The following is a 25662-nucleotide window of genomic DNA, read 5'->3' as shown; positions in this document are numbered from 1 at the left end:
GGTAGAGTTTTACGTGGGTCAGTCTTAGACGGAAATTAGCGCGTTAGCCGGGTCATTTTTCGGTGGCAATCAACACCCTGTCCACGACTTAGTTCCCCATAGGCAACCCGCCCCGCCCGGGAATACCCTGCTGCACAACAGCCCATTCTTGCCTACATTGCTTGCATACAAGATTTCCGCAATCTTGCATTCAACCCCGATGGAAGGTTCCTCCATGCCCCGCTTCGTCAAATCCCTTTTCGGCCAGGTCGTCATTGCGCTGGTGCTCGGCGTGCTGGCCGGCCTCTTCGTGCCGGAGTTCGCCGTCAAGCTCAAGCCGCTTGGCGACGGTTTCATCAAGCTGATCAAGATGATCATCCCGGTGCTGGTGTTCTGCGTGGTGGTGCACGGCATTGCCGGCGCGGGCGACCTGAAGCGCGTGGGCCGGGTCGGCGTGAAGGCGCTGATCTACTTCGAGGTGCTGACCACCATCGCACTGGCCATGGGCCTGGTGCTGGCCTTCGTGTTCGAGCCGGGCGTAGGCATGAACGTGGACCCGGGCAAGCTCGACGCCGGCGCCATGAGCGCCTATGCGTCGAACGCCGACAAGCTCACGAGCGGCGGCACGGTCGAGTTCCTGATGAAGCTGATTCCGACCACGGTGGTCAACGCCTTTGCCACCGGCGACGTGCTGCAGGTGCTGCTGTTCGCAGTGCTGTTCGGCTGCGCACTGTCTTTGCTGGGCGAGCGCGGCAAGCCGGTGAGCGCGGTGGTGGACTCGCTTTCGCTGGTGCTGTTCAAGATCATGGGCATCATCATCAAGCTGGCGCCGCTGGGTGTGCTGGGCGCCATTGCGTTCACGGTGGGCAAATACGGCATCGGTTCGCTCAAGCAACTGGGCATGCTGGTCGCGCTCTTCTACGGCGCGGTGCTGGTGTTCGTTTTCGTGGTGCTCGGGCTGGTCATGCGCATGTCGGGGTTCAGCCTCTTCAAGCTGCTGCGCTACCTGCGCGAAGAGCTCGCCATCGTGTTTGCCACCACCTCGTCGGACAGCGTGCTGCCGCAGATCATGGCCAAGCTGCGTCGCATGGGCATTCGCGATTCGGCCGTGGGCCTGGTGATTCCCACGGGCTACTCGTTCAACCTGGACGCGTTTTCGATCTACATCACGCTGGCGGCGGTGTTCATTGCGCAGGCCACCAACACGCCGATCTCGATGTCGGACCTGCTGACCATCCTGGCCATTGCGCTGGTCACCTCCAAGGGCGCGCACGGCGTGCCGGGCTCGGCCATCGTGGTGCTGGCCGCCACGCTGCACGCGATTCCGGCCATCCCGGCCATCGGGCTGGTGCTGGTGCTTTCGGTCGACTGGTTCATGGGCATTGCCCGCGCGCTGGGCAACCTGATCGGCAACTGCGTGGCCACCGTGGCCGTGGCAGCCTGGGAGGGCGACATCGACCGCGAGCGGGCCCACGCCGTGCTCAACGGCACCTACGCCCCCGACGACGAACCACTGGCCGAACCCGAACTGCCGGTGGTACCCCTGGGCGCGGGCGCCGGCAGCCGCTGAAACCGATGGCTGCCGACAACGTCAATCCCACCTCCATTGCCGAGCGCGTGGTCGAGGCCATCCTGGCGCAGAAGCTCGCGCCGGGCGAGCGGCTCGGCGAGCAGGCGCTGGCCGAGAACTTCGCGGTCAGCCGCACCATGGTGCGCGAGGCGCTCATGCAGCTGCAGGCGCGCGGCTTCGTCGAGGTGCAGTCGCGCCGCGGCTGGTACGTGGTGGAGCCCTCGGCCGAGGAAGCGCGCGATGCCTTCTCGGCGCGGCGCATCGTCGAGGCGGGCATCCTGGCCGAAAGCGAGGGCCGGCCGTTGCAAAAGGCCATACGCAAGCTGCGCGACCACATTGCCGACGAGCAGCGCGCCATCGAGGGAGCCGACGCCGCCACGCGCGCCTTCCTGCTGGCCGACTTTCATGTGTGCCTGGCCGAGCAGATGGGGCACCAGCTGCTGGTCGACGTGCTGCGCGACCTCACGGCCCGCACCACGCTGGCGGCCACGCTCTACCAGTCGAAGCATGAGGCCGGCCAGTCTTGCGCGGAGCACGGCGCCATCGTCGCCGCGCTGGAGGCCGGCGACACCGCCACGGCGCGCAAGCTGATGATCGACCACATCGGCAATGTCGAGCGTTCGCTCGAGGTAGACACCACCGCCGGGCCCGACGCGCCGGCGCGCCTGCGCGCCACCTTGTCCCCGGTGGCGCTGCCGCGCGCGAGGCGCTAGCCGACTAGGCATTTCGACCGACACAAACGTGCGTTCAGGCTCGGCTACAGTCCGAGTCACATATGAATTCACCCCAACTCCAGCGCGGCGTATTCCTCGCCCTGCTCGCCATCGTCACGGTCGCCTTTCTCTGGGTGCTGGTGCCCTTCTTCGGCGCGGTGCTGTGGGGGGTGGCGCTGGCCATCCTGTTCACGCCGCTGTACAAGTGGCTGCTCAAGAAAATGCCGGGCAAGCGCAACGCCGCCGCGCTGTCGACATTGACCATCTGCCTGTTCATCGTGATTCTTCCGCTGGCCATGGTCGGCGTGTCGCTGGTGCAGGAGATCGTGCAGGTCACGCAGAGCATCCGCTCGGGGCAGATCAACTTCGCGGCCTACTTCCAGCAGATCCTCAACGCCATGCCGCAATGGCTGCTGAACATCTTCGACCGCTTCAACCTGGGCGACATGGAAGCCTGGCAGGAACGCATCTCCGCCGGCGCGGCGCAGGGCAGCCAGCTCATCGCGGGCCAGGCGCTCACCATCGGCCAGAACACCTTCGACTTCCTCATCAGCTTCTTCGTGATGCTGTACCTGCTGTACTTCCTGGTGCGCGACGGCGCGGCGCTTTCCAAGACCATGCGCGAAGCGGTGCCGCTTGCCAAGCCGCACACCCACTACCTGCTCAACAAGTTCACGACCGTGATCCGCGCCACCGTGAAGGGCAACGTGGCGGTGGCCATTGCGCAGGGCGCCATTGGCGGTATCGCCTTCTGGCTGCTGGGCGTGCAGGGCGCGCTGCTGTGGGCGGTGCTGATGGCGTTTCTCTCCCTGCTGCCGGCGGTGGGCGCGGCCCTTATCTGGGGGCCGGTGGCCATCTACTTCCTTGCCACGGGTCACTTCTGGCAGGGCGGCATCCTGATCTTCGTGGGCGTGTTCGTGATCGGGCTGGTCGACAACATCCTGCGGCCGGTGCTGGTGGGCAAGGACACGCAGATGCCCGACTACATCGTGCTGATGTCGACCATCGGGGGCATGGCGATCTTCGGCATCAACGGCTTCGTGGTCGGCCCGGTGATTGCCGCGCTCTTCATGGCGGCGTGGAGCCTGTTCGTGGAATCGGGGCAATGGGAAAACCCGCCCGGCGCGGGTTCGGCCGACGCAGGCGACGACAAGAAGAGCAACTGAACAAAGCTCCGCCGCCGCCAGCCTGGAGCGGCTGAAGCGGGCGCGCCTTGCGCCTGCCGTGTGCATCTGGCGCGGGCGCTGCCGCATTTCGTCGCATGGCGCTGGGCAGCGCACGGCGCCTGCGGGATCGTCGGGACCTCCAACTTCCAAGACGAGGTCTTTCATGCACTTTCTCGCACTCCTGCCCCGGCCTGGCGCCCACGCCTTGTGCGCCGCCGCAGTTCTTGCGCCGCTGGGCGCCCTTGCCGCCGACCTGAGCCTGAGCGTGTCCGACGGGCCTGCCGCCGAAGCCACGCTGTATGTTGCGCTGTACAACGACGCCGCCAGCTACGCCGACAGCAAGGCCGTGGCGTCGCAGACCGCGCCGATGCAGGGCGGCAAGGCCCGGCTCGTGTTCACAGGACTCGCGCCGGGGCGCTACGCTCTGAGGGCGTTCGCCGACGAAAACGGCAATGGCAAGCTCGACACCAACCTCATGGGCATGCCGACCGAGCGCTACGGCTTCTCGAACGACGCGAAGGGCAACCGCGCGGCGCCCGCCTTCGAAGCCGCAGCGATCAGCGTCGACGCCGACCTGCAGACCGTCATTCACCTGCGCTGAGGAGACCGCCATGGAACGACGCGAACTCCTGCGCCGGCTGGCTTCGGCCAGCGCCCTGCCTCTCCTGCCCCTCTTGGCACCGCTGGCCCGCGCGGCCGGCACGGACGACTGGCAAGCCCAGTTCGAAGCCGCCGGCACGCCCTGGAAGACCGGCTTCGCCACGCCCCCGGACGACCTCCCGCTGACCCGCGCCGCGGTGCGCGGACGCTTCCCGGATGCCGTGGCCGGCACGCTGTTTCGCATCGGCCCGGCCGGCCACGACCTGGGCGGCGAGCGCTACCGCCACTGGTTCGACGGCGACGGCATGGTGCATCGCTTCACGATCGACGGGGCCGACGTGCGGCACCAGGGCCGCTATGTCGCCACGCCCAAGCGCGTGGCCGAGGTGCGGGCCGGCCGCCGCCTGTTCGAGGCCTTCGGCACCATGCCGCCGGGCGTCGAGCCGCCGACCTCGGCCGACAGCATCAACGTCGCCAACACCAGCGTGCTGCCGATGCGCGGCGAGGTGCTGGCGCTGTGGGAAGGCGGCTCGGCCACGCGCGTCGACGCACACACGCTGGACACGCTGGGCCTGAAGACCTGGCGGGCCGACCTCGCGGGGATGCCGTTCTCGGCCCATCCCAAGGTCGATCCGGACGGCACGGTGTGGAACTTCGGCGTGAGTTCCGGCCAGGGCCTGCTGGCGCTGTACGAGATTGCGCCCGAAGGCACGCTGCGGCGCGCAGCCGTGGTGCCGCTGGCCGACATGCCGATGGTCCATGACTTCGCCGTGACCGAGCGGCACCTGGTGTTCCTGATGCCGCCACTGGTGTACGACGCCAAGCGCAAGGAGGCCGGTGCGAGCTTTCTCGATGCCCACGTCTGGCGGCCGGAACTTGGCATGCGCGCGCTGGTGATCGACAAGCAGAACTGGGAGCGACGCCAGATGCTCACACTGCCGGCCGGCTTCTTGTTCCATGTGGGCAATGCCTGGGAAGAAGACACCCCGCGCGGCACGCTCATCCACATCGACTACGTGCGTTCAGACAACGCCGATTCTGTGTTCACGACCAACCGCGAAGTGATGCGCGCGCGCCGCGTGAAGGGCACGGACCCGCACCTGACCGTCGCCACGCTGAACCTCGGCACGGGCGAGGCCATGCAGCAGGCGCTGGCGCAGGAAGCCGAATTTCCGCGCATCGACCCGCGGCGCGTCGGCCTGCGCCATCGCCATGTGGTTCATGCCACGCAGACGCGCCCCGATGTGCCAGGCTTCGGCGCTGTCGCGCGCACGGGTGTCGAGACCGGTCGCAGCCAGCGCTTCAGCTACGGGGCGCAGGCCATCGTGGAAGAGCATGTCTTCGTGCCGGACGGCACCAGGCCAGGCTGGGTGCTGGGCACGGTGCTCGATTTCGGTCGGCAGAAGACCGTGCTGTCGTGCTTCGCGGCCGACCACCTGGCGGCCGGCCCGGTGGCGCAGGCCACGCTGCCCTACACGCTGCCGCTGGGCCTGCACGGCGCCTTCGTGCCGGCCTGAAGAAGAAGACGGTAGGCGCGGTCAGCCGCCCCACCACCCTTCGGCAAAACGCCCCTGCAGGAAGGCCACGAAGCCCGACACCTTGCCCGGCACCAGCTTGGGCGAGGGAAAGACGGCGTGGATCTCCTGCTCGGGCAGCTTATGGTCGGCCAGCACTTCGAGCACCTTGCCCGAGGCCAGCGATTCGCTCGCCACGTAGCGCGGCATGAGCGCAATGCCCAGGCCGTCGCGCGCGGCGGCCAGCACCGCGGAAAGGTTGTTGGAGCGGAAGCGACCCGAGACGGGCACCGTCACCGGGTCGCCCTTGGGCGTGTGCATGCGCCAGAACTCGTCGCCCACCACGCTGCTGTAGATGAGCGCCACATGCGCGCTCAGGTCCTGCGCGCGCTTGGGGGTGCCGTGCTTCTTCAGATAGCCCGGCGCCGCGACCATGGCCCAGGGGTTGGTGCCCAGGTAGCGCGCGCCCAGCGATGAATCGGCCAGCTTGCCCATGCGGATGGCCACGTCGATGCCCTGCGCAATCAAGTCCACATAGCGGTCCTCGAAGCTCAGGTCGAGCTGCACCTGCGGATGCCGACGCATGTATTCGAGTGCCAGAGGCACCACCACGCGGCGGCCAAAGGCCACCGACGTGCCCACGCGCAAGAGGCCCTGCGCCTGGTTCTGGCGCAGCTGCACGATGCTTTCGGCCTCCTCGGCCTCGCGCACGATGTTCTTGCACTTCTCGTAGTAGAGCGCACCTGGTTCGGTGAGGCTCACGCCGCGCGTGTTGCGGTTGAGCAGCCGCACCTTCAGCCGCGCCTCGGTGGCCGCGACCTGCTTGGTCACGGTGGGCTGCGTGGTGTGGAACTCGAGCGCCGCTTTCGAGAAGCTGCCAGTCTCCACCACGCGAACGAACATTTCCATTGCCAGTAGTCGATCCATGGCCGGATGGTAGCCACTTATTCCAGGGTGGAATAGCTTTTATGGTCCGCAGCCGTCTTCTTCGAATGGCCCGTGCTTCCTACAGTGGCCTCAACTCAAGGAGACAGTCCCATGGCAAAAATGAAAGCGGTCCAGGCCGCAGTGCTGGTGATGGAAAAAGAAGGCGTGACGCAGGCCTTCGGCGTGCCCGGTGCCGCCATCAACCCGATGTATTCGGCGCTGCGTCAGCGCGGCAGCATTTCGCACATCCTCGCGCGCCACGTGGAAGGCGCCTCGCACATGGCCGAGGGCTACACGCGTGCGGTGGCCGGCAACATCGGCGTGTGCATCGGCACCTCGGGGCCGGCGGGCACCGACATGATCACGGGCCTGTATTCGGCCTGGGCCGATTCGATTCCCATTCTTTGCATTACCGGCCAGGCGCCCCGCGCACGGCTCTACAAGGAAGACTTCCAGGCGGTCGATATCGAGTCGATCTCCAAGCCAGTCACCAAGTGGTCGGTCACCGTGCGCGAGCCGGGCCAAGTGCCGCAGGTGTTCCAGCAGGCCTTTCACCTGATGCGTTCGGGCCGCCCGGGCCCGGTGCTGGTCGACCTGCCCTTCGACGTGCAGATGGCCGAGATCGAGTTCGACATCGACAGCTACGAGCCGCTCACCCCCTACAAGCCCGCTGCCACGCGCGCCCAGATCGAGAAGGCCATCGGCATGCTCCAGGCGGCCGAGCGCCCGCTGATCGTGGCCGGCGGCGGCGTCATCAACGCCGATGCGTCCGACCTGCTCGTGCGCTTTGCCGAAGCCACCGGCGTCCCGGTGATTCCCACGCTGATGGGCTGGGGCGCCATTCCCGACGACCATCCGCTGATGGCCGGCATGTGCGGCCTGCAGACCAGCCACCGCTACGGCAACGCGACGATGCTGGCGAGCGACTTCGTGCTCGGCATCGGCAACCGCTGGGCCAACCGCCACACGGGCTCGGTCGACGTCTACACCAAGGGCCGCACCTTCGTGCACGTGGACATCGAGCCCACGCAGATCGGCCGCGTGTTCACGCCCGACTTCGGCATCGTCTCTGACGCCAAGGCCGCGCTCACGCTCTTCGTCGAGGTGGCCGAGGAGATGAAGGCCGCCGGCAAGCTCACCGACCGCCGCGTGTGGGCCAAGTCGTGCATCGAGCGCAAGAAGACCATGCTGCGCAAGACCAACTTCGACGAAGTGCCGATGAAGCCGCAGCGCGTGTACCAGTGCATGAACAACAACTTCAGCAACGACACCTGCTACGTCAGCACCATCGGCCTCTCGCAGATTGCGGCCGCGCAGTTCCTGCACGTGTACAACCCGCGCCACTGGATCAACTGCGGCCAGGCCGGCCCGCTGGGCTGGACCATTCCCGCCGCGCTGGGCGTGCGGGCCGCCGACCCGTCGCGCAAGATCGTCGCGCTCTCGGGCGACTACGACTTCCAGTTCATGATCGAAGAGCTCGCGGTGGGTGCGCAGTTCAAGCTGCCGTACATCCACATCGTGGTCAACAACTCGTACCTCGGGTTGATACGCCAGGCGCAGCGCGGCTTCGAGATGGACTACTGCGTGCAGCTCGCGTTCGACAACATCAACGCGGGGCCTGATGCGGGCATCGAGAGCAGCTACGGCGTGGACCACCTCAAGGTGGTCGAAGGCCTGGGCTGCAAGGCGATCCGCGTGAACAAGCAGGAAGAGATCGCACCGGCCATCCAGCGCGCCGAAGCGCTGATGGCCGAATTCAGCGTGCCGGTCGTCATCGAAGTGATGCTCGAGCGCGTGACCAACATCGCGATGGGCACGGAGATCGACAACATCACCGAGTTCGAGCCCCTGGCCGAACACCCGGCCGATGCACCGACCGCGGTCGCGGCCGAGATGCTGGACTGAGCACGGAAGAGACACGCACCATGCCCAAGTTTGCAGCCAACCTCACGATGCTCTTCACGGAGCTGCCGTTCATGCAACGCTTCGAGGCCGCCGCCGAGGCGGGTTTCGAGGCGGTGGAATACCTGTTCCCCTACCCCTTCGAAAAGAAGGAGCTCACCGCCGCGCTGCGCGCCAACGGTTTGCAGCAGGTGCTGCACAACCTGCCGGCCGGCGACTGGGACAAGGGCGAGCGCGGCATTGCCTGCCACCCCGACCGCACCGGCGAATTCCGCGAAGGCATTGCCATGGCCATCGACTACGCCACGGCCCTGGGCTGCCCGCAGCTCAACTGCCTGGTCGGCAAGGTGCCGGCGGGCGTGAGCACCGAGGCCGCGCACAAGACAGTGGTCGAGAACCTGCGCCTCGCCGCCAGCGAACTCGAAGCGGCGGGCCTGCGCTTGCTGATCGAACCAATCAACACCTTCGACATTCCGGGCTTCTTTCTCACGCGCACCGACCAGGCGCTGGCGCTGATCGACGAGGTGGGATCTTCCAACCTGCGGGTGCAGTACGACATCTATCACGCGCAGCGCATGGAAGGCGAGCTTGGCAACACACTGTCGAAGAACCTCGCGCGCATCGGCCACATCCAGCTGGCCGACAACCCGGGCCGCGGCGAACCGGGCACGGGCGAAATCAACTACCCGTGGCTTTTCAAGCACATCGATTCGATCGGCTACGACGGCTGGATCGGCTGCGAATACAAGCCGCGCAGCGACACCGTCGACGGCCTGGGCTGGCGGCAGGCCCTGACGCAGCAGAAGTGAACGAAGAAGACAACAGCATTCAAGGAAACAGAGACATGTCGCAATCGCAAAAAATCGGATTCATCGGCCTCGGCATCATGGGCGCGCCCATGGCGGGCCATCTGCTCGACGCGGGATACCAGCTGTTCGTGAACACCCAGGGCAACACGCCCGAGCCCTTCATCTCCAAGGCGACCATCTGCGCCTCGGCGGCCGAAGTGGCGCGCCAGGCGGACGTGATCTTCATCATGGTGCCCGACACGCCCGACGTAGAGAAAGTGCTTTTCGGCGAGCCGGGCACGCTGGGCGTGGCCGAAGGCCTGAAGGACTCGCGCGGCAAGATCGTGGTCGACTGCAGCTCCATCGATCCGATTGCCACCAAGGGCTTTGCCAAGCGCATCATCGCGCTGGGCTGCGGCTACATCGACGCGCCGGTTTCGGGCGGCGAAGTGGGCGCCAAGGCCGCGAGCCTCACCATCATGTGCGGCGGCGACGAAGGCACCTTCGGCCAGGTGCGGCCGCTGCTCGAGAAGATGGGCAAGAACGTCACGCTGGTCGGCAACGTGGGCGACGGACAGGTCTGCAAGGTGGCCAACCAGATCATCGTGGCGCTGAACATCGCGGCAGTGGGCGAGGCCCTGCTGTTCGCCTCCAAGGCAGGCGCCGATCCGGCCAAGGTGCGACAGGCGCTGATGGGCGGCTTCGCAAGCTCGCGCATTCTCGAAGTACATGGCGAGCGCATGATCAAGCGCACCTTTGCACCGGGCTTCCGCATCTCGCTGCACCAGAAGGACCTGAACCTGGCGCTGCAGAGTGCACGGGCCCTGGGCGTGGCCCTGCCGCAGACAGCGGGCGCGGCGCAGCTGATGAACGCCTGCGCGGCCCTCGGCCACGGGCAGCAGGACCACTCGGCACTGGTGCGCGCGCTCGAAACGCTCGCCCAGCACACCGTCACGCCGGACTGAGCCTGCGGCTCAGGTCTTTGCAGCCTCGAGGGATTCCTTGAGGTTGCGCCGGCGCCATGCCCAGGTCTTCACGGCCTGCGGCAGGATGCCGATGCAAGAGGCGTAGTACGTCACCTTGAAGCCCCAGAAGCGCGGGCCGATGGGCGTGTCGCGGAACAGGTCGCCCGCCAATATGGACAACAGCGCCTCCTGCATGCGCCAGATGTTGCGCGGCGCCATGAACAGCCGGCGAATAGCGGGCGAAGTGATGCGGTAGATGAACCACGAGAACATCTTCGGTCCGCGCTTCATCACCTTCTCATAGTGGCGGAAGGCCCTTTCAGCCTCCTTCGCCTCGCCCCTGAGCCAGAGGTCGGCCGCCTTGGCAGCTTCGAAGCCGCTGTTCATTGCCAGGTACACGCCCGACGAGAACATCGGGTCGACGAAGGCATACGCATCGCCCACCATCATGAAGCGGTCGCCGCGGCAGAACTTGGAGTCGTAGGCGTAGTTGCCGGTGGCGGTCGCGCCTTCCATCAGCGTGGCGTTCTTCAAGCGCGCGGCCAGCTTGGGCGCAAGCGCGATGGTTTCCATCAGGAATTCTTCGAGCGACTTGCCCTGGCGGCGCTTGAAGTACGCGGGCGAGGCCACGGCGCCCACGCTCACTGTGCCGTCCTTCAGCGGGATGTACCAGAACCAGCCATGGTCGAACCAGAAGAGCGAGATGTTGCCCTCGAAGCGGCCCGGGCGGCGTTCCGCATTGGCAAAGTGTCCGTAGAGCGCCGCGCTCGCATGCTTGCGGTTGCGCTGCTTGGCGTCGAACTGGCTCGACAGCAGCGTGTCGCGGCCGCTGGCATCGATGACGAAGCGCGGGCGCCACTGGGTCTCGGTGCCGTCGTCGGCCTTGACCTTCACCAGCGCGCGGTTGTCGGCCGTGCCCTTGCCGGCGTCCATGTCGACACCTGTCACGCGCTGGCCTTCGAAGGTGCGTGCACCAAGCTTGCCGGCATGGCGGAACAGCAGTTCGTCGAACTCGGAGCGGCGCACGTGCACGGCATACGGAAAGCTCTTGTCCATGGCCTCGCCGAAGTCGAAGTGGCTCGAGTGGTCGTGCCAAGGCGAGACAAACTCGGCGCCATGCTTCTTGATGCCGATGGCTTCGACCTCGGTGCGCACGCCCAGCCGGTCGAAAAGCGGCATGTTCATGGGCAGCAGCGATTCGCCGATGTGAAAGCGCGGGTGCTGCGCCTTTTCGATCAGCACCACATCGTGCCCCTTGTCCGCAAGCAGCGCCGCCACGGTCGAGCCCGAAGGCCCGCCGCCGATGACCACGACGTCGGGGTCGGTGGTGGTGAAAGCTCCGGGTGTCATGCGCTGCCCCTCTTCGTTGTCTTTTGTGTGTCTTGATTGACGGTGGCCGGCGGCCTTGGCTGCACGGCCTTGCATTGCCTTGTTTAACCTTGGTTGCCCTTGGCCAACACTTTCGGAGTTTAGCGAACCGGCGCTTCGGTTCCGTGCAGGCTATAGGGTCAGGCGTTTTCGGCATTTCCCCTTTGGGAACAAGCCATGCTTTTGCGGTAGCCTCATTGCCCGTCAGAAACAAGGAGACATTTCATGGCTGCACCCCTCTCCCCCGCAGAAGAAGCTCTTCGCGATGCAGCGCGCGAATACCACCGCTCGCCCGTCAAGGGCAAGATTTCGGTCACGCCCACCAAGCCGCTCCTGAACCAGCGCGACCTGTCCCTGGCCTATTCGCCCGGCGTGGCCTACCCCTGCCTCGACATCGCGGCCGACCCGTCGCTGGCGGCCGACTTCACCGCGCGGGGCAACCTGGTGGGCGTGGTCACCAACGGCACGGCGGTGCTGGGCCTGGGCAACATCGGCCCGCTGGCCGCCAAGCCGGTCATGGAGGGCAAGGGCTGCCTGTTCAAGAAATTCGCCGGCATCGACGTGTTCGACATCGAACTGGCCGAGACCGACCCCGACAAGCTGGTCGACATCATCGCGGCGCTGGAGCCCACGCTGGGCGGCATCAACCTCGAGGACATCAAGGCCCCCGAGTGCTTCTACATCGAGAAGAAGCTGCGCGAGCGCATGAACATTCCGGTGTTCCATGACGACCAGCACGGCACGGCCATCATCTCGGCCGCGGCGCTGATCAACGGGCTCGAACTGGTCGGCAAGAAGATCGAAGACGTGAAGATCGCCGTCTCGGGCGCCGGCGCGGCCGCCATTGCCTGCCTCGACGTGATGGTGGGCCTGGGCGCCAAGCCCGCCAACATCTACGCCTGCGACTCCAAGGGCCTGATCTACATGGGACGCGCGGGCGGCTTCGACGACTCCAAGGCGCGCTACGCGCAAAAGGACACCGGCGCCCGCACCCTGGCCGACGTGGTGAAGGACGCCGACGTGTTCCTCGGCTGCTCGGCCCCGGGCGTGATGAGCGCCGAGATGGTCAAGACCATGGGTACGCAGCCGATCATCCTGGCGCTGGCCAACCCCGAGCCCGAGATCCGGCCCGAACTTGCCAAGGCCGTGCGGCCCGACTGCATCATTGCCACCGGCCGTTCGGACTACCCGAACCAGGTGAACAACGTGCTGTGCTTCCCGTACATCTTCCGCGGCGCGCTCGACTGCGGCGCCAGCAAGATCACGGAAGAAATGAAGCTGGCCTGCGTGCGCGAGATCGCCGAGCTCACCAAGGCGGACATCAGCGAAGAGGTGGCCACGGCCTATGCCGGGCAAGAGCTGTCGTTCGGGCCCGACTACATCATTCCCAAGCCCTTCGATTCGCGGCTCATCCTGCGCATTGCGCCGGCCGTGGCCAAGGCGGCGCACGCATCCGGCGTGGCCGCGCGGCCCATCGAAGACATGGACGCCTACCGCCAGCACCTGACGCGCTTCGTCTACCAGACCGGCATGTTCATGCGCCCGGTGTTCAGCGCCGCCAAGATCGCGGCCGCCAAGCGCGTGGCCTATGCCGAAGGCGAAGACGAGCGCGTGCTGCGCGCGGCCCAGCTGGCCGTGGACGAAGGCCTGGCCCAACCCATCCTGATCGGCCGCCCCGCGGTGATCGAGGCGCGCATCAAGAAGGCCGGCCTGCACATCCGCGTGGGCACCGACGTTGAAATTGTCGACCCCGAAGACGACCCGCGCTTTCGCATCTACTGGGAGAGCTTTCACAAGCTCATGGGCCGCCGCGGCGTAACGCCCGAGGCCGCCAAGACCATGGTGCGCCGCTCCAACACCATCATTGCGGCGCTGATGCTGCACCTGGGCGATGCCGACGCCATGATCTGCGGGCTGGTGGGGCGCTTCGACGTGCACCTGGAGCACATCCGCAACCTCATCGGCCTGAAGCGTGGCGCACCGGGCTTTGCCACGCTGAACGCACTCACGCTCGAAAAGCGCACGGTGTTCATCACCGACACCAACGTGAACGAGGACCCGAGCGCCGAACTGCTCGCCAGCATCGCGATGATGGCAGCCGAAGAGGTGCGCCGGTTCGGGCTGCCGCCGAAGGTGGCCTTTCTTTCGCACTCGAACTACGGCACCTCGAGCCGCGGCTCGGCACGCAAGATGCGGTTGGCGCGCGACCTGTTCGCGCAGATGGCGCCCGACATCGAATGCGACGGCGAAATGCACGGCGACTCCGCACTGTCCGAAGAAGTGCGCCGCGTCGCGCTGCCCGAGACCACGCTCACCGGCGAGGCCAACCTGCTGGTGTGCCCGAACCTGGACTCCGCCCACATCCTCTACAACGTGTTGAAGATGACGGGCGCCAACGGCATCACGGTCGGCCCGATTTTGCTGGGCGCCTCGGGCTCGGCGCATGTGCTCACACCTTCGTCGACGGTGCGGCGCGTGGTCAACATGACGGCACTGGCGGTGGCGAATGCGACGACCGCATTGAAGTAACGGCCCCCGCCTTCATTTCACCGACGCCTCGCTGCCGCACGCAGCGGGGCGTTTTTCATTGCGGCGCGCTACAGGCATGCACCGTTTCCGCCCGCTCAACACTTTTTCGGCTGGCATGCAATCTGCTAATACCCTGAGCGGATATCTTAAATATCTTATTAATATATTTACAGATACCACGGCCCTCCTGCCCTTCGTCAACCTTCACCTCTTTCCCTTCTCACATGGAAGAACACGCCTTGGAACGCGGGGGCTTTTCCCGCCGGGTGCTCGATGCGTCCGACTTCGTCCTGCGCTGGGAGCGCCGCCTGCTTTCCGGGCTGATGGGTCTGCTCATGGTGCTGGTGCTGCTGAACGTGGTCACGCGCTACAGCGGCGTGCCCCTTTATTGGGTGGACGAGGCCTCGGTGTACTGCGTGGTGTGGCTCACCTTCATCGGAGCCTCGGCAATGACGCGGCTGCGGCTGGACTTTGCAGTGACGCTGCTCACCGACAAGCTCGGCGAAAAAGCGGTGCGCGTTGCCAAGGCCGCCGCTTCGGGCGGCGTGCTGCTGCTGGGCCTTGCGCTGCTGGCCATGTGCTGGCTTTACATGGACCCGGTGGGCATCGTGCGCCATGGCTTCGATGCCAAGGAATACGCGGCCGAGTCCTTCAACTTTCTTTATACCGAGCGCACGCAAACGCTCAACTGGCCGGCCTGGGCCGTCCAGCTGATCCTGCCGGTCTTCTCGGCCACGCTCAGCCTGCATGCGCTGTCCAACCTGCTCGAAGACCTTGGCCTGCAGCCCCGGCGCACGCACGCCGAGTTCCATGTGACCAACGCGGATGCGGTGAACTGACATGCTGACCTCCGCATTCTTCCTGTTGATCATGCTGGTCGGCGTGCCGATCGGCGCCTGCCTGTGCCTTGCGGGCATCGTCTACATCCTCAACTCGGGCGACACGGTGCTCTTCCAGTCGTTTCCGGTGCAGATGTTCGGCGGTGTCGACAGCTACAGCCTCATTGCAATTCCGCTGTTCATCCTGATCGGCGAGGTCATGAACGGCGGCGGCATCACCAAGCGCCTGGTCGACCTGGCGCTGGCCTTCATCGGCTCGGTGAAGGGCGGCCTCGCCTACGTGAACATCCTGGCCAACATGCTGGTGTCGTCGATCATCGGCTCGGCCACGGCGCAGGTGGCCATCATGAGCCAGATCATGGTGCCCGAGATGGAGAAGCAGGGCTACGACAAGACCTTTGCCGCCGGCATCACGGTGTACGGCGGCATGCTGGGGCCGATCATTCCGCCGTCGGTGATGTTCGTGGTGTACAGCGTGCTGGCGCAGGTGGCGGTGGGCGACATGCTCATTGCCGGCATCATTCCCGGGGTGATTCTCACGGTGCTGTTCTTCATCGTGATCGCATGCATGGGCGTGATCTACAACTACCCGCGCACCGCAAAGCGCACCATCAGGCAGCGGCTGCACACCATTCTCACGGCCTGCCCCACGCTGCTGATTCCCATCGTGATCGTCGGCTCCATCCTCGGCGGCGTGGCCAACCCGACGGAATCGGCGGCGGTGGGCGCGGTGGCCGCGGTGCTGATCGGCCGCTATGTCACCAAGGAATTCCGCTTCGCGATGATTCCGCAGATCCTGTTGAAGTCGGCAATCTACTCGGCGGTGGTGCTCTTTTTGGTAGCCGCGGCGGCGGTGTTCTCGTGGCTCCTGATCTACGGCAAGGTGCCGCAGGCCACGGCCGCATGGATCCAGACGGTGGCGAAGGACCCTATCGCCTTCTTGCTGCTGGTGAACCTCATTCTGCTGGTGATCGGCACCGTGATCGACGGCATTCCCGGGCTGATCATGACCGTGCCGATCCTGCTGCCCATTGCCACGGAGATCTACGGCATCGATCCGCGCCACTTCGGCGTGGTGGTGGTGATCAACCTGGTGCTCGGGCTGATGACGCCGCCCGTGGGGCTGAGCTTCTTCGTGGCTTCGGCCGTCACCGGCGCCAAGCCCGGAAAGATGTTCATCGTGACGCTGCCGTTCTTCCTCATCTGCTGCGCGGCGCTGGTGCTGCTGTCGCTCTTTCCGAGCCTGTCGCTGGCCTTGCTCAAGTAAGCCCGACAAGCCCCCGTTTTTCCTTCACTCAACCGGAGCCTCGCATGTCCCTCTCCCGCCGCAAATTCGTCGTCCAGGCCGCCGCCGGTACCGCTGCCGCGTCGTCCGTTCTGTTCAGCACCGTGTCGCGCGCAGCGGCCGCCAAGGAGTTCCGACTCGGCCTCATCACGCCGGCCGGCCACTCGTGGAACCGCGCCGCGGTGGGCTTCGGCGAAGCACTCAAGAAGGCCACCGACGGCCGCCTGAGCGCTACCGTGTTCCATTCGGGCCAATTGGGCAACGAATCGGCCATGATGCAGCAGCTGCAGTCCGGCGCGCTGGACATGGGCTGGATCCAGGCAGCCGAGCTCGGCTCGCGCGTCTCGAGCGTGGCGGCCATCAACGCGCCGTATCTCGTGCGCTCCACCACCAACGTGGCGTCGCTGGTGCGAACGCCGGCCGCGCTCAAGCTGCTCGAGGTGCTGCCACGCGAAACCGGCACCATCGGCCTGGGCTGGGGCATCACCGGCATGCGGGTGGTGTTTTCGACCAAGCCCATCGCCACGCCCACCGACCTCAAGGGCATGAAGCTGCGCATCAACCCGACGCCGGTGTACCGCGACTTCTATCAATTGCTCGGGGCCGCCCCCACGCCGATTCCCACGCCCGCCGTTTTCGACGCCATGTCGAACGGACAGGTCGACGGGCTGGAGGCGGACATCGAGTTTTCATGGAACCAGCGCTTCGACCGGGTCGCGAAGACCATGCTGCCGATGAATGCGCTGTTCATGCCCTTTGCACCGCTGGTCTCGGGCCGCATCTGGCAGACGCTCGACGCCAAGGACAAGTCGCTCATCACGGACCTGGTGAAGCAGTCGCTCGATGCGCAGATCAGGGACATCGTGACCACCGAACTCGGCCTGATCGACAAGTTCAAGACGAGCGGCATCGCCATCAAGAGCGACGCCGGCTACAACCCCGCACCGATCATTGCGGAGTTCGACAAGATCTGGCTGCCCAAGGCGCCGCAGATCGCCGAGCTGCGCAAGATCGGCGCCGCCCTCTGAGCCTGCGCGCGAGGCCGGCACTTGTGGCGCCGGCCGGCAAGCCAGTGCCCCAAATTGGTTCAAGCTTCAAGCTTCTTTCGACTGAAATCCGCGAGAACTCACACAACGGGTGCGCATAGCCACGCCAGCGCCCCAACTTTGCACCGCGGCAGTTCATCGGGAGGGTTCGCACCAATCGCGTGCGGGCACCGTTTTTGCTTGAATGCAGAAGCATTCACCTCCAACGGATTTCGCATGAACAAGCGCCAACTGCTCCAGTCCTTCCTCGCCGCCTCGGCCCTCAGCTTCGGCCTTTCTTCGGCCCTTGCCCAGACGACGACGCCGATCAAGTTCCAGCTCGACTGGCGCTTCGAAGGACCGGCCGCGCTGTTCCTGCACCCCGCCGCCAAGGGCTACTTCAAGGCCGCGGGCCTGGACGTGACCATCGACGCGGGCAACGGCTCGGGCGGCACGGTCACGCGCGTGGCCTCGGGCGCCTACGAAATGGGCTTTGCCGACCTTGCGGCGCTGATGGAGTTCCACGCCAACAACCCCGACAGCCCCAACAAGCCTGTCGCGGTGATGATGGTCTACAACAACACGCCGGCCTCGGTCATGGCGCTCAAGAAGAGCGGCATCGCCAAGCCGGCCGACCTGGCCGGCAAGAAGCTGGGCGCACCGGTGTTCGACGCGGGCCGCCGCGCATTCCCGATCTTTGCCAAGGCCAACAACATCGGCGCAGTCAACTGGACCGCCATGGACCCGACGCTGCGCGAAACCATGCTGATCCGCGGCGACATCGACGCGATCACGGGCTTCACCTTCACCTCGCTTCTCAACCTGGAAGCACGCGGCGCCAAGGCCGCGGACATCGTCGTGCTGCCCTACCCCGACTACGGCGTGAAGCTCTACGGCAACGTGATCATCGCGTCGCCCAAGCTCATCAAGGAGAACCCCGAGACAGTGAAGAAATTCCTCTCGGCCTTCGCCAAGGGCGCGAAGGAAGTCATCGCCAACCCGGCGGTGGCCATCGAATCGGTGAAGGCGCGCGACGGCATCATCGACAGCAAGCTCGAAACCCGCCGCCTGCAACTGGCCATCGACACCGTGATCAACAGCGCCGATGCGCGCAGCGACGGCTTCGGCGCCGTGAACGCCGGCCGCCTGTCGCTGATGGCCTCGCAAGTGTCCGACGCATTCAACACCAAGACGCGCGTGAGCCCCGACGCGGTGTGGACCGCGGCGCTGCTGCCCCCCGCAGCCGAACTCAACGGCGTGCTGCGCAAGTGATGGCGGACGCATCGAGCACGGACGCGGCTCCCTTCGTCGACTTTCAGGACGTCTGGCTCGCCTACAACGAAGAGCTGCTGCGCGCCAACCACTTCGCGGTCGAGGCCATCGACCTGAAGGTGAAGCGCGGGGAATTCATCGCCATCGTCGGGCCCTCGGGCTGCGGCAAGTCGACGTTCATGAAGCTCACCACGGGGCTGAAGATGCCGTCGATGGGCAAGATCCGCATCGACGGCCAGCCCGTGACCGGGCCGCTCAAGATCTCGGGCATGGCGTTTCAGGCGCCTTCGCTGCTGCCGTGGCGCACCACGGTCGACAACGTGCTGCTGCCGCTCGAAATCGTCGAGCCCTACCGCTCGAGCTTCAAGGCCAAGCGCAAGGAATACGTCGAGCGCGCGCGCAAGCTGCTGCAGAAGGTGGGCCTTGCGGGCTATGAAGACAAGTTTCCCTGGCAGCTTTCGGGCGGCATGCAGCAGCGCGCAAGCATTTGCCGCGCGCTCATTCACGAGCCCAAGATGCTGCTGCTCGACGAGCCCTTCGGCGCGCTCGACGCCTTCACGCGCGAGGAGCTCTGGTGCATCTTGCGCGACCTGTGGACCGAGCAGCAGTTCAACGTCATCCTGGTGACGCACGACCTGCGCGAATCGGTTTTCCTGGCCGACACGGTTTATGTGATGAGCAAGAGCCCGGGCCGCTTCGTGGTGAAGCGCGAGATCGAGCTGCCGCGTCCGCGCGAACTGGAGCTCACGTACACCAAGGAGTTCACCGACATCGTGCTGGAACTGCGCGGACACATCGGCGCCATTCGAAACACGGGCATCAGCGCGGCGCAGACAGCGGCCGCGGTGTCCCACTGAAGGCGTGCCATGAAGAACACCAAGCAAATCGAACGCTGGTCGCCATGGCTGCTGCTCGTGGCAGTGATCCTGCTGTGGCAGGTGATCTGCGCGGGCTTCGGCGTTTCGGACTTCATCTTTCCGAGCCCGCTGCGCATCTGGAACCAGTTCTGGGAATTCAAGGAAATCATCGCGGGCCACGCATGGCGCACCTTCTGGGTGACGATGGCGGGCTTCGGCCTGGCCATTGTGGTGGGCGTGCTGCTGGGTTTCGTGATCGGCAGTTCGCGCATCGCGTATGCGGCGATCTACCCGCTCATGACGGCCTTCAATGCGCTGCCCAAGGCGGCCTTCGTGCCCATCCTGGTGGTGTGGTTCGGCATCGGCGTCGGGCCGGCCATTCTCACGGCCTTCCTGATCAGCTTCTTCCCGATCATGGTGAACATTGCCACCGGGCTTGCCACGCTGGAGCCCGAGCTGGAAGACGTGCTGCGGGTGCTCGGCGCCAAGCGCTGGGATGTGCTTGTGAAGATCGGCCTGCCGCGCTCCATGCCCTACTTCTTCGGCTCGCTCAAGGTCGCGATCACGCTGGCTTTTGTCGGCACCACGGTGAGCGAGATGACGGCGGCCAACGAAGGCATCGGCTACTTGCTGATTTCCGCCGGCTCGGCCATGCAGATGGGCCTGGCTTTTGCAGGCCTGATGGTGGTGGGCGCGATGGCCATGTTGATGTATGAGCTCTTCAGCGTGATCGAGAAGCACACGACCGGGTGGGCGCACCGCGGTTCGCAGAACCAATAAGGCGTACGGATGACGCGCGACCAGATCATCCGCGCGCTGCGGCGCGCCGACGAGGTGGCCCGCCGCGCCATGGCGATGGGCCGGCATCCCTTCGGTGCCGTGCTCGTTGCGCCCGACGGCGAAACCATCCTCGCCGAGCAGGGCAACATCGACACGGTGAATCACGCCGAAGCCACGCTCGCGCGCCATGCCGCGCAGAACTGGCCGGCGGACTACCTGTGGCAATGCACGTTGGTCACGACCTTCGAGCCTTGCGCCATGTGCGCAGGCACCGGCTACTGGGCGAACATCGGCCGCATCGTCTACGGCGCGGAAGAAAGCGCCTTGCTCGCGCTCACGGGCGACCACCCCGAGAACCCCACGCTGAGCCTGCCCTGCCGCGAGGTCTTCGCGCGCGGGCAAAAGAAGATAGAGGTGATCGGGCCGGTGCCTGAAGTGGCGGACGAGATGATCGCCACGCACCGCGGCTTCTGGGAAGCGCGTTAGTAGCGCTAGGCCAGCAGCAGCGACGCCTCGTCGCGCCAATACGCAATGGCTGCCAGCCAGCCTTCCCACACGCAGCCGTTGCAGCCGCGTCCGCAGCAGGTGGTGGGCTCGGGCGGTGGCACGCGCAGGGTGAGCCGCTGCGCACTGGCCTCGCTCTGAACCGCCTCTATCAGCGCCTGGGCGCTGGCAAGGTCGACCGGCACGGGCAGGTCTTTGTCTGCAAGGGACATGGGCAGGCAGCGGTGGCCGGGGACCGCGCGGCAGGCTGGGGCCTTACCAGAAGATCCAGAGTGCAAGGCCGCCGAAGATCGACCACTTCACAAGGTAGTACGCGCGCTTGTCCCAGGCCTTGAGACGCTTGCCGATAACGCGGATCTGGTAGATGTACTTGAACGCGCGGTTGATGCCGCCGGTCTTGTCGCCAACGTCGTTGGGCGAAGCGGCCGCGGCCAACAGGTTCTTTGCAAACCAGCGGTTCACGGCGCTGGCCCAGCGGTACTTGAGCGGACGCTCGATGTCGCAGAACAGGATCACGCGGTCCTTGTCGGTCGTGTTCTCGGCGTAGTGGATGTAGGTCTCGTCGAACACCACGGCCTCGCCGTCGCGCCAGTGGTAGCGCTGGCCGTCCACGTCGATGTAGCAGCCCTCCACGCCCGGCGTCCACAGGCCCAGGTGGTAGCGCAGCGAGCCCGCAAACGGGTCGCGGTGGCGCACGAGGCGGCTGCCCGGCGGGAGCTCGGCAAACATGGCGGCCTTGATGGTGCCGATGCCCTTGAGCAGCTCGGTCGTGCGCGGGCACAGCACGGCGGCGGAGGGATGCGCATCGTCGTACCACTTGAGGTAGAAGCGCTTCCAGCCGCTCTTGAAGAAGGAGTTGAAGCCCACGTCGTTGAACTGGCTCGAGGCCTTGATGCTGCCGCCATTGCGCATGGCCAGCGCCTCTTCGCGGATGACCTGCCAGTTCTCTTCGAGCACCCGCATCTCCGGAAACTGCGCGGGCGACAGGTACGGCGTGCTCGGCACCTTCGAGAAGATGTACATGAAGGCGTTCAACGGCGCCAGGAAGGTCGAATGATCAGAAAGCTGCCTGAAAAAACGATGCCGGACCTGGCCGCGGAAGTGAACGTAGAGTGCGCTGAGCGCGAAGATGGCGAGAATGACCCACTTCATTAAAGTGTCCTGTAAAGCGGGTCGTAGTGTAATTCTTCACACTTGTTCCGGCTGACTGCGGCCTTTCATGCCCTTTACAGGCCCCTTCAGCCGCGCAGCAGCTTGATCAGCGCCGCCAGCTCCTCCCCACCCAGCCCCGCTGCATCGGCCCGCTGGAACAACCCTGCCGCGAACGTCGGAAACTCGGTATTGATGCCGGCCTGCTGCGCGGTCTGCAGGATGCGCTGGGTCGCTTCCACCGAAATGCGCATCGGGCTTTGCGATATTGCGAAGTTGCCCGACTGGATGACACTGCCTTCGTGCTGCAGGAACCCGGCGAAGGTGGGCATGATGCCCGCCACGATGCGGCCGTATTCCGCCACATCGAAGCCCTCATGCTCGGCCACGCGCGCGCCATGCAAAAAACCGAGCATGGTTCCGTAGATGGTCGACAGCGTGGCCAGGTCCATGGCCGCGGCGGCGCTCGCCTTTTCGCCCAGGTACACGATGCCGCCGCCCAGCACGCCAAGCAGCGGCTCGGCCGCGCGAAACACGTGCTGTGCGCCCGACATGAGAATGGGCGTATCGGGCTGCCCCATCTGGTCGGGCGCCGCCTGAATGGCGCCTTCGAGGTAGGTCGCGCCCTGGCGGTGCGCCCAGGCTTCGGCATCGCGCGCGTCCTGCGGACTGCCGGTGGTGAGCTGCACCAGCAGGCGACCGTCCATTGCCGCGGCCACGCCCTCGGCGCCAAGAATCGCGTCAACCGCGCGGTAGTCGTACACGCACATCAGGGCCACCGGGCTTGCGCGCAAGGCTTCGGCGGCACTGCGCGCGAGCACGGCGCCCCGGCTCACCAGCGCCGCGGCCTTGTCCGCCGTGCGGTTCCACACCCAGACCTTGTAGCCCTTGTCGAGGTAGAGCCGCGCGATGGTCACGCCCATCGATCCCAGGCCCAAGACGGTAATTTCCTTGTTGCTCATGCCAGTTGTCCGCAAGTTGTGAAGAGGCCTGCATCGTAGGAATTGCACTCCTCAATGGTCAAGTACCTACAATAAAGTGAGGTACTTACCAAAACGCATGTATTCAACCAGCAAGGGCAAGAACGGATGAAAGACAAAAAACCCTACAACTGCGGCATCGGCCCCGCGTTCGAGGTCATCGGCGGCAAGTGGAAAGCCGTGATCCTGTGGGAGCTTCATGCGCAGCCGCGCCGCTTCGGCGAGCTGAAGCGGCTCTTGCCGGACATCAGCGAGAAGATGCTGATCCAGCAGTTGCGCGAACTGGAGGCGGACGGCATCGTGCACCGCGAGGTGTTCCACGAAGTGCCGCCGCGGGTGGAGTATTCGGAGACGAAGCTCGGTGCATCGCTCAATGCGGCACTCGGGCCGCTGGCGGATTGGGGCGACCGCTATGCCAAGCGCGCGGGCGTGGCGCGCTGAGCTTTGCCGGTGCCCCGCGTGCCGGTGCCGATCAGGCCCAGCCGGTTTCGATTTCGGTCTTCACCTCGGTCATGAGCCGGTGCACCGGGCACTTGCCCGCCACGCGCAGCAGTTCGTCGCGCTGCGCCTCGGTGAGCTCGCCGGTAACGCGCAAGCTCGACTTCAGCCGGTAGACGCCCTTGCGCTCCTCGCTGTCGTCCCGGTCGACGATCACCTCGATGTCTTCCACCGGCATGCCCTTGCGGCGCGCGTAGATCAACACCGTGAGCGCCTTGCAGGCCGCGAGCGAGGCGTCGTACAGGTCGTGGGGCTCGGGCCCCGCATCGCTGCCGCCGCCGGCCGGCGAGGCATCGATCGGAATCTCGTGGCTGCGAATCTTGAGAATGTGACGCGTGCCCGTGATGCCGTCGCGCCGGACCGTGATGCTCATGCCGATGTCCTTGGTGGTGTGGGTGTGCTGTGAATGCCGGGCGCGATGGTAGCCCTTGGCCTTGCTCAACGGTCGACCGCAAGCATCAGCGTTTCCTTGATTTCCTCCATCACCACGTAGCTGTGCGATTCGGCCGCCACGGGCAGCTTCTTGAGAATGTCGCCCAAGAGGTGCCGGTACTCGCTCATGCCGCTCAGGCGCGCCTTCACCAGGTAGTCGAAGCTGCCCGAGACCAGGTGGCACTCGAGCACCTCGGGCATGTGGAGCAGCTCCTTGCGCACCTTGTCGAACACGTCGCCCGACTTGGCGGAGAGCTTGATTTCGACGAACACCAGCAGCGTCTTGCCCAGCGCCTCGGGCGACACATGCGCGTGGTAGCCACTGATGACGCCTTCGCGTTCCATGCGCTTCACGCGTTCGGCGCAAGGCGATGCCGACAGGCCGATGCGCTCGGCCAGCTCGGTCATGGAAATGCGGCCCTGGCGCTGCAGCAGGTCGAGGATCTTGCGGTCGATGCGGTCGAGTTCGGGCATTTCACTCCTCGCAGGGCATTGGGCAAAAGTTTTCAGTGACTTTCACTGAAAACCGCTTGAAAACAATGAAATCCACCGCATTGTGCGCCTTAGATTTCGTGTATTCACCTTCAATCTGGTAAATATCCATGAAAGTCATCGTTCTTGGCGGCGGCGTGATCGGCACCACGACGGCCTACTACCTCGCCCGCTCGGGTGCCGATGTGACGCTGCTCGACCGGCAGGCCGGCCCGGCCGAGGAAACCAGCTTCGGCAACGCCGGGCAGGTGTCGCCAGGCTACTCGACGCCATGGGCTGCACCAGGCATTCCGCTGAAGGCGATCAAGTGGATGTTCCAGAAGCACGCGCCGCTGTCGATCCGCCCGGACGGCACGCTGTTCCAGCTGCGCTGGATGGCGGCGATGCTGCGCAACTGCTCGCCCGAGCGCTACGCGGTGAACAAGGAACGCATGATGCGCGTGGCCGAATACAGCCGCGGCTGCCTGCAGCAACTGCGCGCCGAAACGGGCCTTCAATACGAACACCGCACCGGCGGCACGCTGCAGCTGTTCCGCACGCAGGCGCAGCTCGATGCAGTGCAGCGCGACATCGCGGTGCTCGATGAATGCGGCGTGCCGTATGAACTGCTCGACCGCGATGCGCTCGCGCGTGTCGAGCCTGCCTTGGCCGGTGCGCGCGACCGGCTCACGGGCGGCCTGCGCCTGCCGAACGATGAAACCGGCGACTGCCACCTGTTCACACGCGGGCTTGCCGACATCGCGCGCGGACTGGGCGTGGACTTCCGCTTCGGCCAAACCATCGACGGACTGGAGACCGACGGCGGCCGCATCACCGGCGTGCGCACCAAGGCCGGCAAGATTCTTACGGCCGACCGCTACGTGATGGCCTTCGGCAGCTATTCGCGCGCGGCCATCGCATCGCTGGGGTTGGACATTCCGGTGTATCCCGTCAAGGGCTACTCGCTCACCGTGCCGCTCGTCGACGAATCGCTGGCGCCGCAATCGACCGTGCTCGACGAGACCTACAAGGTGGCGGTCACGCGTTTCGACAATCGCATTCGCGTGGGCGGCATGGCCGAACTCGGCGGCTTCGACCTGCGGCTGAACCCGCACCGCCGCGCCACGCTCGAGAAGGTGGTGAGCGACCTGTTCCCCGGCGGCGATCTGCCGAGCGCCACCTTCTGGACCGGCCTGCGCCCCATGACGCCCGACAGCACGCCCATCGTCGGCGCCACGCGCTACCCGAACCTGTTTTTGAACACGGGCCATGGCACGCTGGGCTGGACGATGGCTTGCGGCTCGGGCAAGCTGATCTCCGACCTTGTGACGGGTCAGCGGCCGGAGATTCGCACGGACGGGCTGGCGATGGACCGCTATACGCAAGGGACCTCGCGTACTGCGCGCCCGAGTCCTGCGACTGCTGCGGCCTGAGGCCTGAGGCATGCGGTTTTGGGGCTGCTGTTCGGGGCGCGTGCAAAGGCCACCGGGTACTCCCCTCCGCGAATGTCCCCCGGGGCTGCGCCCCTCCTCCTTTATTTCGCTGCGCG

Annotated in this window: 25 protein-coding genes; 18 read left to right on the top strand and 7 right to left on the bottom strand. The window is 65.6% G+C overall.

Features of this window, described 5'->3' with window-relative positions:
* The first annotated feature begins 214 nt into the window (after window positions 1-214).
* The 5 genes from V9L20_RS27010 to V9L20_RS26990 all read left to right on the top strand — a co-directional run bounded on the left by V9L20_RS27010 (window position 215) and on the right by V9L20_RS26990 (window position 5545).
* Window positions 215-1549: a C4-dicarboxylate transporter DctA gene (locus V9L20_RS27010; RefSeq protein WP_337298885.1), complete on the top strand. Its 1335-nt coding sequence runs from the start codon at window positions 215-217 to the stop codon at window positions 1547-1549.
* 5 nt (window positions 1550-1554) lie between these two features.
* A complete protein-coding gene (locus V9L20_RS27005; RefSeq protein WP_258501829.1) occupies window positions 1555-2262 on the top strand; it encodes a GntR family transcriptional regulator in 708 nt (235 codons plus the stop codon).
* A gap of 62 nt (window positions 2263-2324) precedes the next feature.
* The gene (locus V9L20_RS27000) at window positions 2325-3428 is read left to right on the top strand and encodes an AI-2E family transporter (protein ID WP_258501830.1); all 1104 of its coding nucleotides are present in this window, start codon (window positions 2325-2327) and stop codon (window positions 3426-3428) included.
* Window positions 3429-3591: 163 nt separating this feature from the next.
* Window positions 3592-4029, top strand: a complete 438-nt coding sequence (locus V9L20_RS26995; protein ID WP_337298884.1) for a DUF2141 domain-containing protein — start codon at window positions 3592-3594, stop codon at window positions 4027-4029.
* Between the two features lie 10 nt (window positions 4030-4039).
* A complete protein-coding gene (locus V9L20_RS26990; protein ID WP_337298883.1) occupies window positions 4040-5545 on the top strand; it encodes a carotenoid oxygenase family protein in 1506 nt (501 codons plus the stop codon).
* 21 nt (window positions 5546-5566) lie between these two features.
* On the opposite strand, the gene V9L20_RS26985 is transcribed toward V9L20_RS26990, so the two are convergent.
* Window positions 5567-6469 (bottom strand): LysR family transcriptional regulator, encoded by a 903-nt coding sequence (locus V9L20_RS26985; RefSeq protein WP_258501835.1) that lies wholly within the window; start codon window positions 6467-6469, stop codon window positions 5567-5569.
* Window positions 6470-6580: 111 nt separating this feature from the next.
* Between V9L20_RS26985 and gcl the strand changes: the two genes are divergently transcribed.
* The 3 genes from gcl to V9L20_RS26970 are packed head-to-tail and all read left to right on the top strand — an operon-like array spanning window position 6581 to window position 10124.
* The gene (gene gcl / locus V9L20_RS26980; RefSeq protein ID WP_337298882.1) at window positions 6581-8374 is read left to right on the top strand and encodes a glyoxylate carboligase; all 1794 of its coding nucleotides are present in this window, start codon (window positions 6581-6583) and stop codon (window positions 8372-8374) included.
* A 20-nt stretch (window positions 8375-8394) separates the two neighbouring features.
* The gene (gene hyi / locus V9L20_RS26975) at window positions 8395-9180 is read left to right on the top strand and encodes a hydroxypyruvate isomerase (RefSeq protein ID WP_337298881.1); all 786 of its coding nucleotides are present in this window, start codon (window positions 8395-8397) and stop codon (window positions 9178-9180) included.
* Between the two features lie 35 nt (window positions 9181-9215).
* The gene (locus V9L20_RS26970; protein ID WP_337298880.1) at window positions 9216-10124 is read left to right on the top strand and encodes a 2-hydroxy-3-oxopropionate reductase; all 909 of its coding nucleotides are present in this window, start codon (window positions 9216-9218) and stop codon (window positions 10122-10124) included.
* Window positions 10125-10133: 9 nt separating this feature from the next.
* Here V9L20_RS26970 and V9L20_RS26965 read toward each other — a convergent pair whose 3' ends face one another.
* The gene (locus V9L20_RS26965) at window positions 10134-11474 is read right to left on the bottom strand and encodes an NAD(P)/FAD-dependent oxidoreductase (protein ID WP_337298879.1); all 1341 of its coding nucleotides are present in this window, start codon (window positions 11472-11474) and stop codon (window positions 10134-10136) included.
* A gap of 243 nt (window positions 11475-11717) precedes the next feature.
* Between V9L20_RS26965 and V9L20_RS26960 the strand changes: the two genes are divergently transcribed.
* The 8 genes from V9L20_RS26960 to V9L20_RS26925 all read left to right on the top strand — a co-directional run bounded on the left by V9L20_RS26960 (window position 11718) and on the right by V9L20_RS26925 (window position 20565).
* Entirely contained in the window at window positions 11718-14021 is a 2304-nt protein-coding gene (locus V9L20_RS26960; RefSeq protein WP_337298878.1) for an NADP-dependent malic enzyme, read from the top strand.
* A gap of 224 nt (window positions 14022-14245) precedes the next feature.
* Window positions 14246-14860 (top strand): TRAP transporter small permease, encoded by a 615-nt coding sequence (locus V9L20_RS26955; RefSeq protein WP_337298877.1) that lies wholly within the window; start codon window positions 14246-14248, stop codon window positions 14858-14860.
* Between the two features lies 1 nt (window position 14861).
* Window positions 14862-16127: a TRAP transporter large permease gene (locus V9L20_RS26950; protein ID WP_258501844.1), complete on the top strand. Its 1266-nt coding sequence runs from the start codon at window positions 14862-14864 to the stop codon at window positions 16125-16127.
* 44 nt (window positions 16128-16171) lie between these two features.
* Window positions 16172-17173, top strand: a complete 1002-nt coding sequence (locus tag V9L20_RS26945; protein WP_337298876.1) for a TRAP transporter substrate-binding protein — start codon at window positions 16172-16174, stop codon at window positions 17171-17173.
* A 234-nt stretch (window positions 17174-17407) separates the two neighbouring features.
* Window positions 17408-18442: an ABC transporter substrate-binding protein gene (locus V9L20_RS26940; RefSeq protein ID WP_337298875.1), complete on the top strand. Its 1035-nt coding sequence runs from the start codon at window positions 17408-17410 to the stop codon at window positions 18440-18442.
* Window positions 18442-19299 carry an ABC transporter ATP-binding protein gene (locus V9L20_RS26935; protein WP_337298874.1) on the top strand — a complete coding sequence of 286 codons (858 nt, stop codon included), beginning with the start codon at window positions 18442-18444 and terminating at the stop codon, window positions 19297-19299. The genes V9L20_RS26940 and V9L20_RS26935 overlap by 1 nt, the downstream gene beginning before the upstream one ends.
* Window positions 19300-19308: 9 nt before the next feature.
* Entirely contained in the window at window positions 19309-20079 is a 771-nt protein-coding gene (locus tag V9L20_RS26930) for an ABC transporter permease (RefSeq protein WP_258501850.1), read from the top strand.
* 9 nt (window positions 20080-20088) lie between these two features.
* The gene (locus tag V9L20_RS26925) at window positions 20089-20565 is read left to right on the top strand and encodes a nucleoside deaminase (protein WP_337298873.1); all 477 of its coding nucleotides are present in this window, start codon (window positions 20089-20091) and stop codon (window positions 20563-20565) included.
* Between the two features lie 5 nt (window positions 20566-20570).
* On the opposite strand, the gene V9L20_RS26920 is transcribed toward V9L20_RS26925, so the two are convergent.
* From V9L20_RS26920 to V9L20_RS26910, 3 genes are all read right to left on the bottom strand, one after another.
* Window positions 20571-20795: an oxidoreductase-like domain-containing protein gene (locus V9L20_RS26920; protein WP_337298872.1), complete on the bottom strand. Its 225-nt coding sequence runs from the start codon at window positions 20793-20795 to the stop codon at window positions 20571-20573.
* A gap of 43 nt (window positions 20796-20838) precedes the next feature.
* Complete coding sequence (gene lpxO, locus V9L20_RS26915) at window positions 20839-21735, bottom strand: lipid A hydroxylase LpxO (RefSeq protein ID WP_126748103.1); 897 nt, start codon at window positions 21733-21735, stop codon at window positions 20839-20841.
* An 86-nt stretch (window positions 21736-21821) separates the two neighbouring features.
* The gene (locus tag V9L20_RS26910) at window positions 21822-22694 is read right to left on the bottom strand and encodes an NAD(P)-dependent oxidoreductase (RefSeq protein WP_337298871.1); all 873 of its coding nucleotides are present in this window, start codon (window positions 22692-22694) and stop codon (window positions 21822-21824) included.
* Between the two features lie 126 nt (window positions 22695-22820).
* On the opposite strand from V9L20_RS26910, the gene V9L20_RS26905 reads away from it, so the two are divergent.
* Window positions 22821-23153, top strand: a complete 333-nt coding sequence (locus tag V9L20_RS26905) for a winged helix-turn-helix transcriptional regulator (protein ID WP_258501855.1) — start codon at window positions 22821-22823, stop codon at window positions 23151-23153.
* A 31-nt stretch (window positions 23154-23184) separates the two neighbouring features.
* Here the strand turns inward: V9L20_RS26905 and V9L20_RS26900 are convergent, their stop codons facing one another.
* Both V9L20_RS26900 and V9L20_RS26895 read right to left on the bottom strand, forming a co-directional pair.
* Window positions 23185-23583: an OsmC family protein gene (locus V9L20_RS26900; protein ID WP_258501857.1), complete on the bottom strand. Its 399-nt coding sequence runs from the start codon at window positions 23581-23583 to the stop codon at window positions 23185-23187.
* Window positions 23584-23648: 65 nt separating this feature from the next.
* Window positions 23649-24116 carry a winged helix-turn-helix transcriptional regulator gene (locus V9L20_RS26895; RefSeq protein ID WP_055803119.1) on the bottom strand — a complete coding sequence of 156 codons (468 nt, stop codon included), beginning with the start codon at window positions 24114-24116 and terminating at the stop codon, window positions 23649-23651.
* A 128-nt stretch (window positions 24117-24244) separates the two neighbouring features.
* Between V9L20_RS26895 and V9L20_RS26890 the strand changes: the two genes are divergently transcribed.
* Window positions 24245-25546 carry a D-amino acid dehydrogenase gene (locus V9L20_RS26890; protein ID WP_337298870.1) on the top strand — a complete coding sequence of 434 codons (1302 nt, stop codon included), beginning with the start codon at window positions 24245-24247 and terminating at the stop codon, window positions 25544-25546.
* Window positions 25547-25662 lie beyond the last annotated feature (116 nt).

The sequence above is a fragment of the Variovorax sp. CCNWLW225 genome (assembly GCF_037204045.1).
GTDB lineage: Bacteria > Pseudomonadota > Gammaproteobacteria > Burkholderiales > Burkholderiaceae_C > Variovorax.
This window is presented reverse-complemented; position numbering and strand designations above follow the sequence as displayed.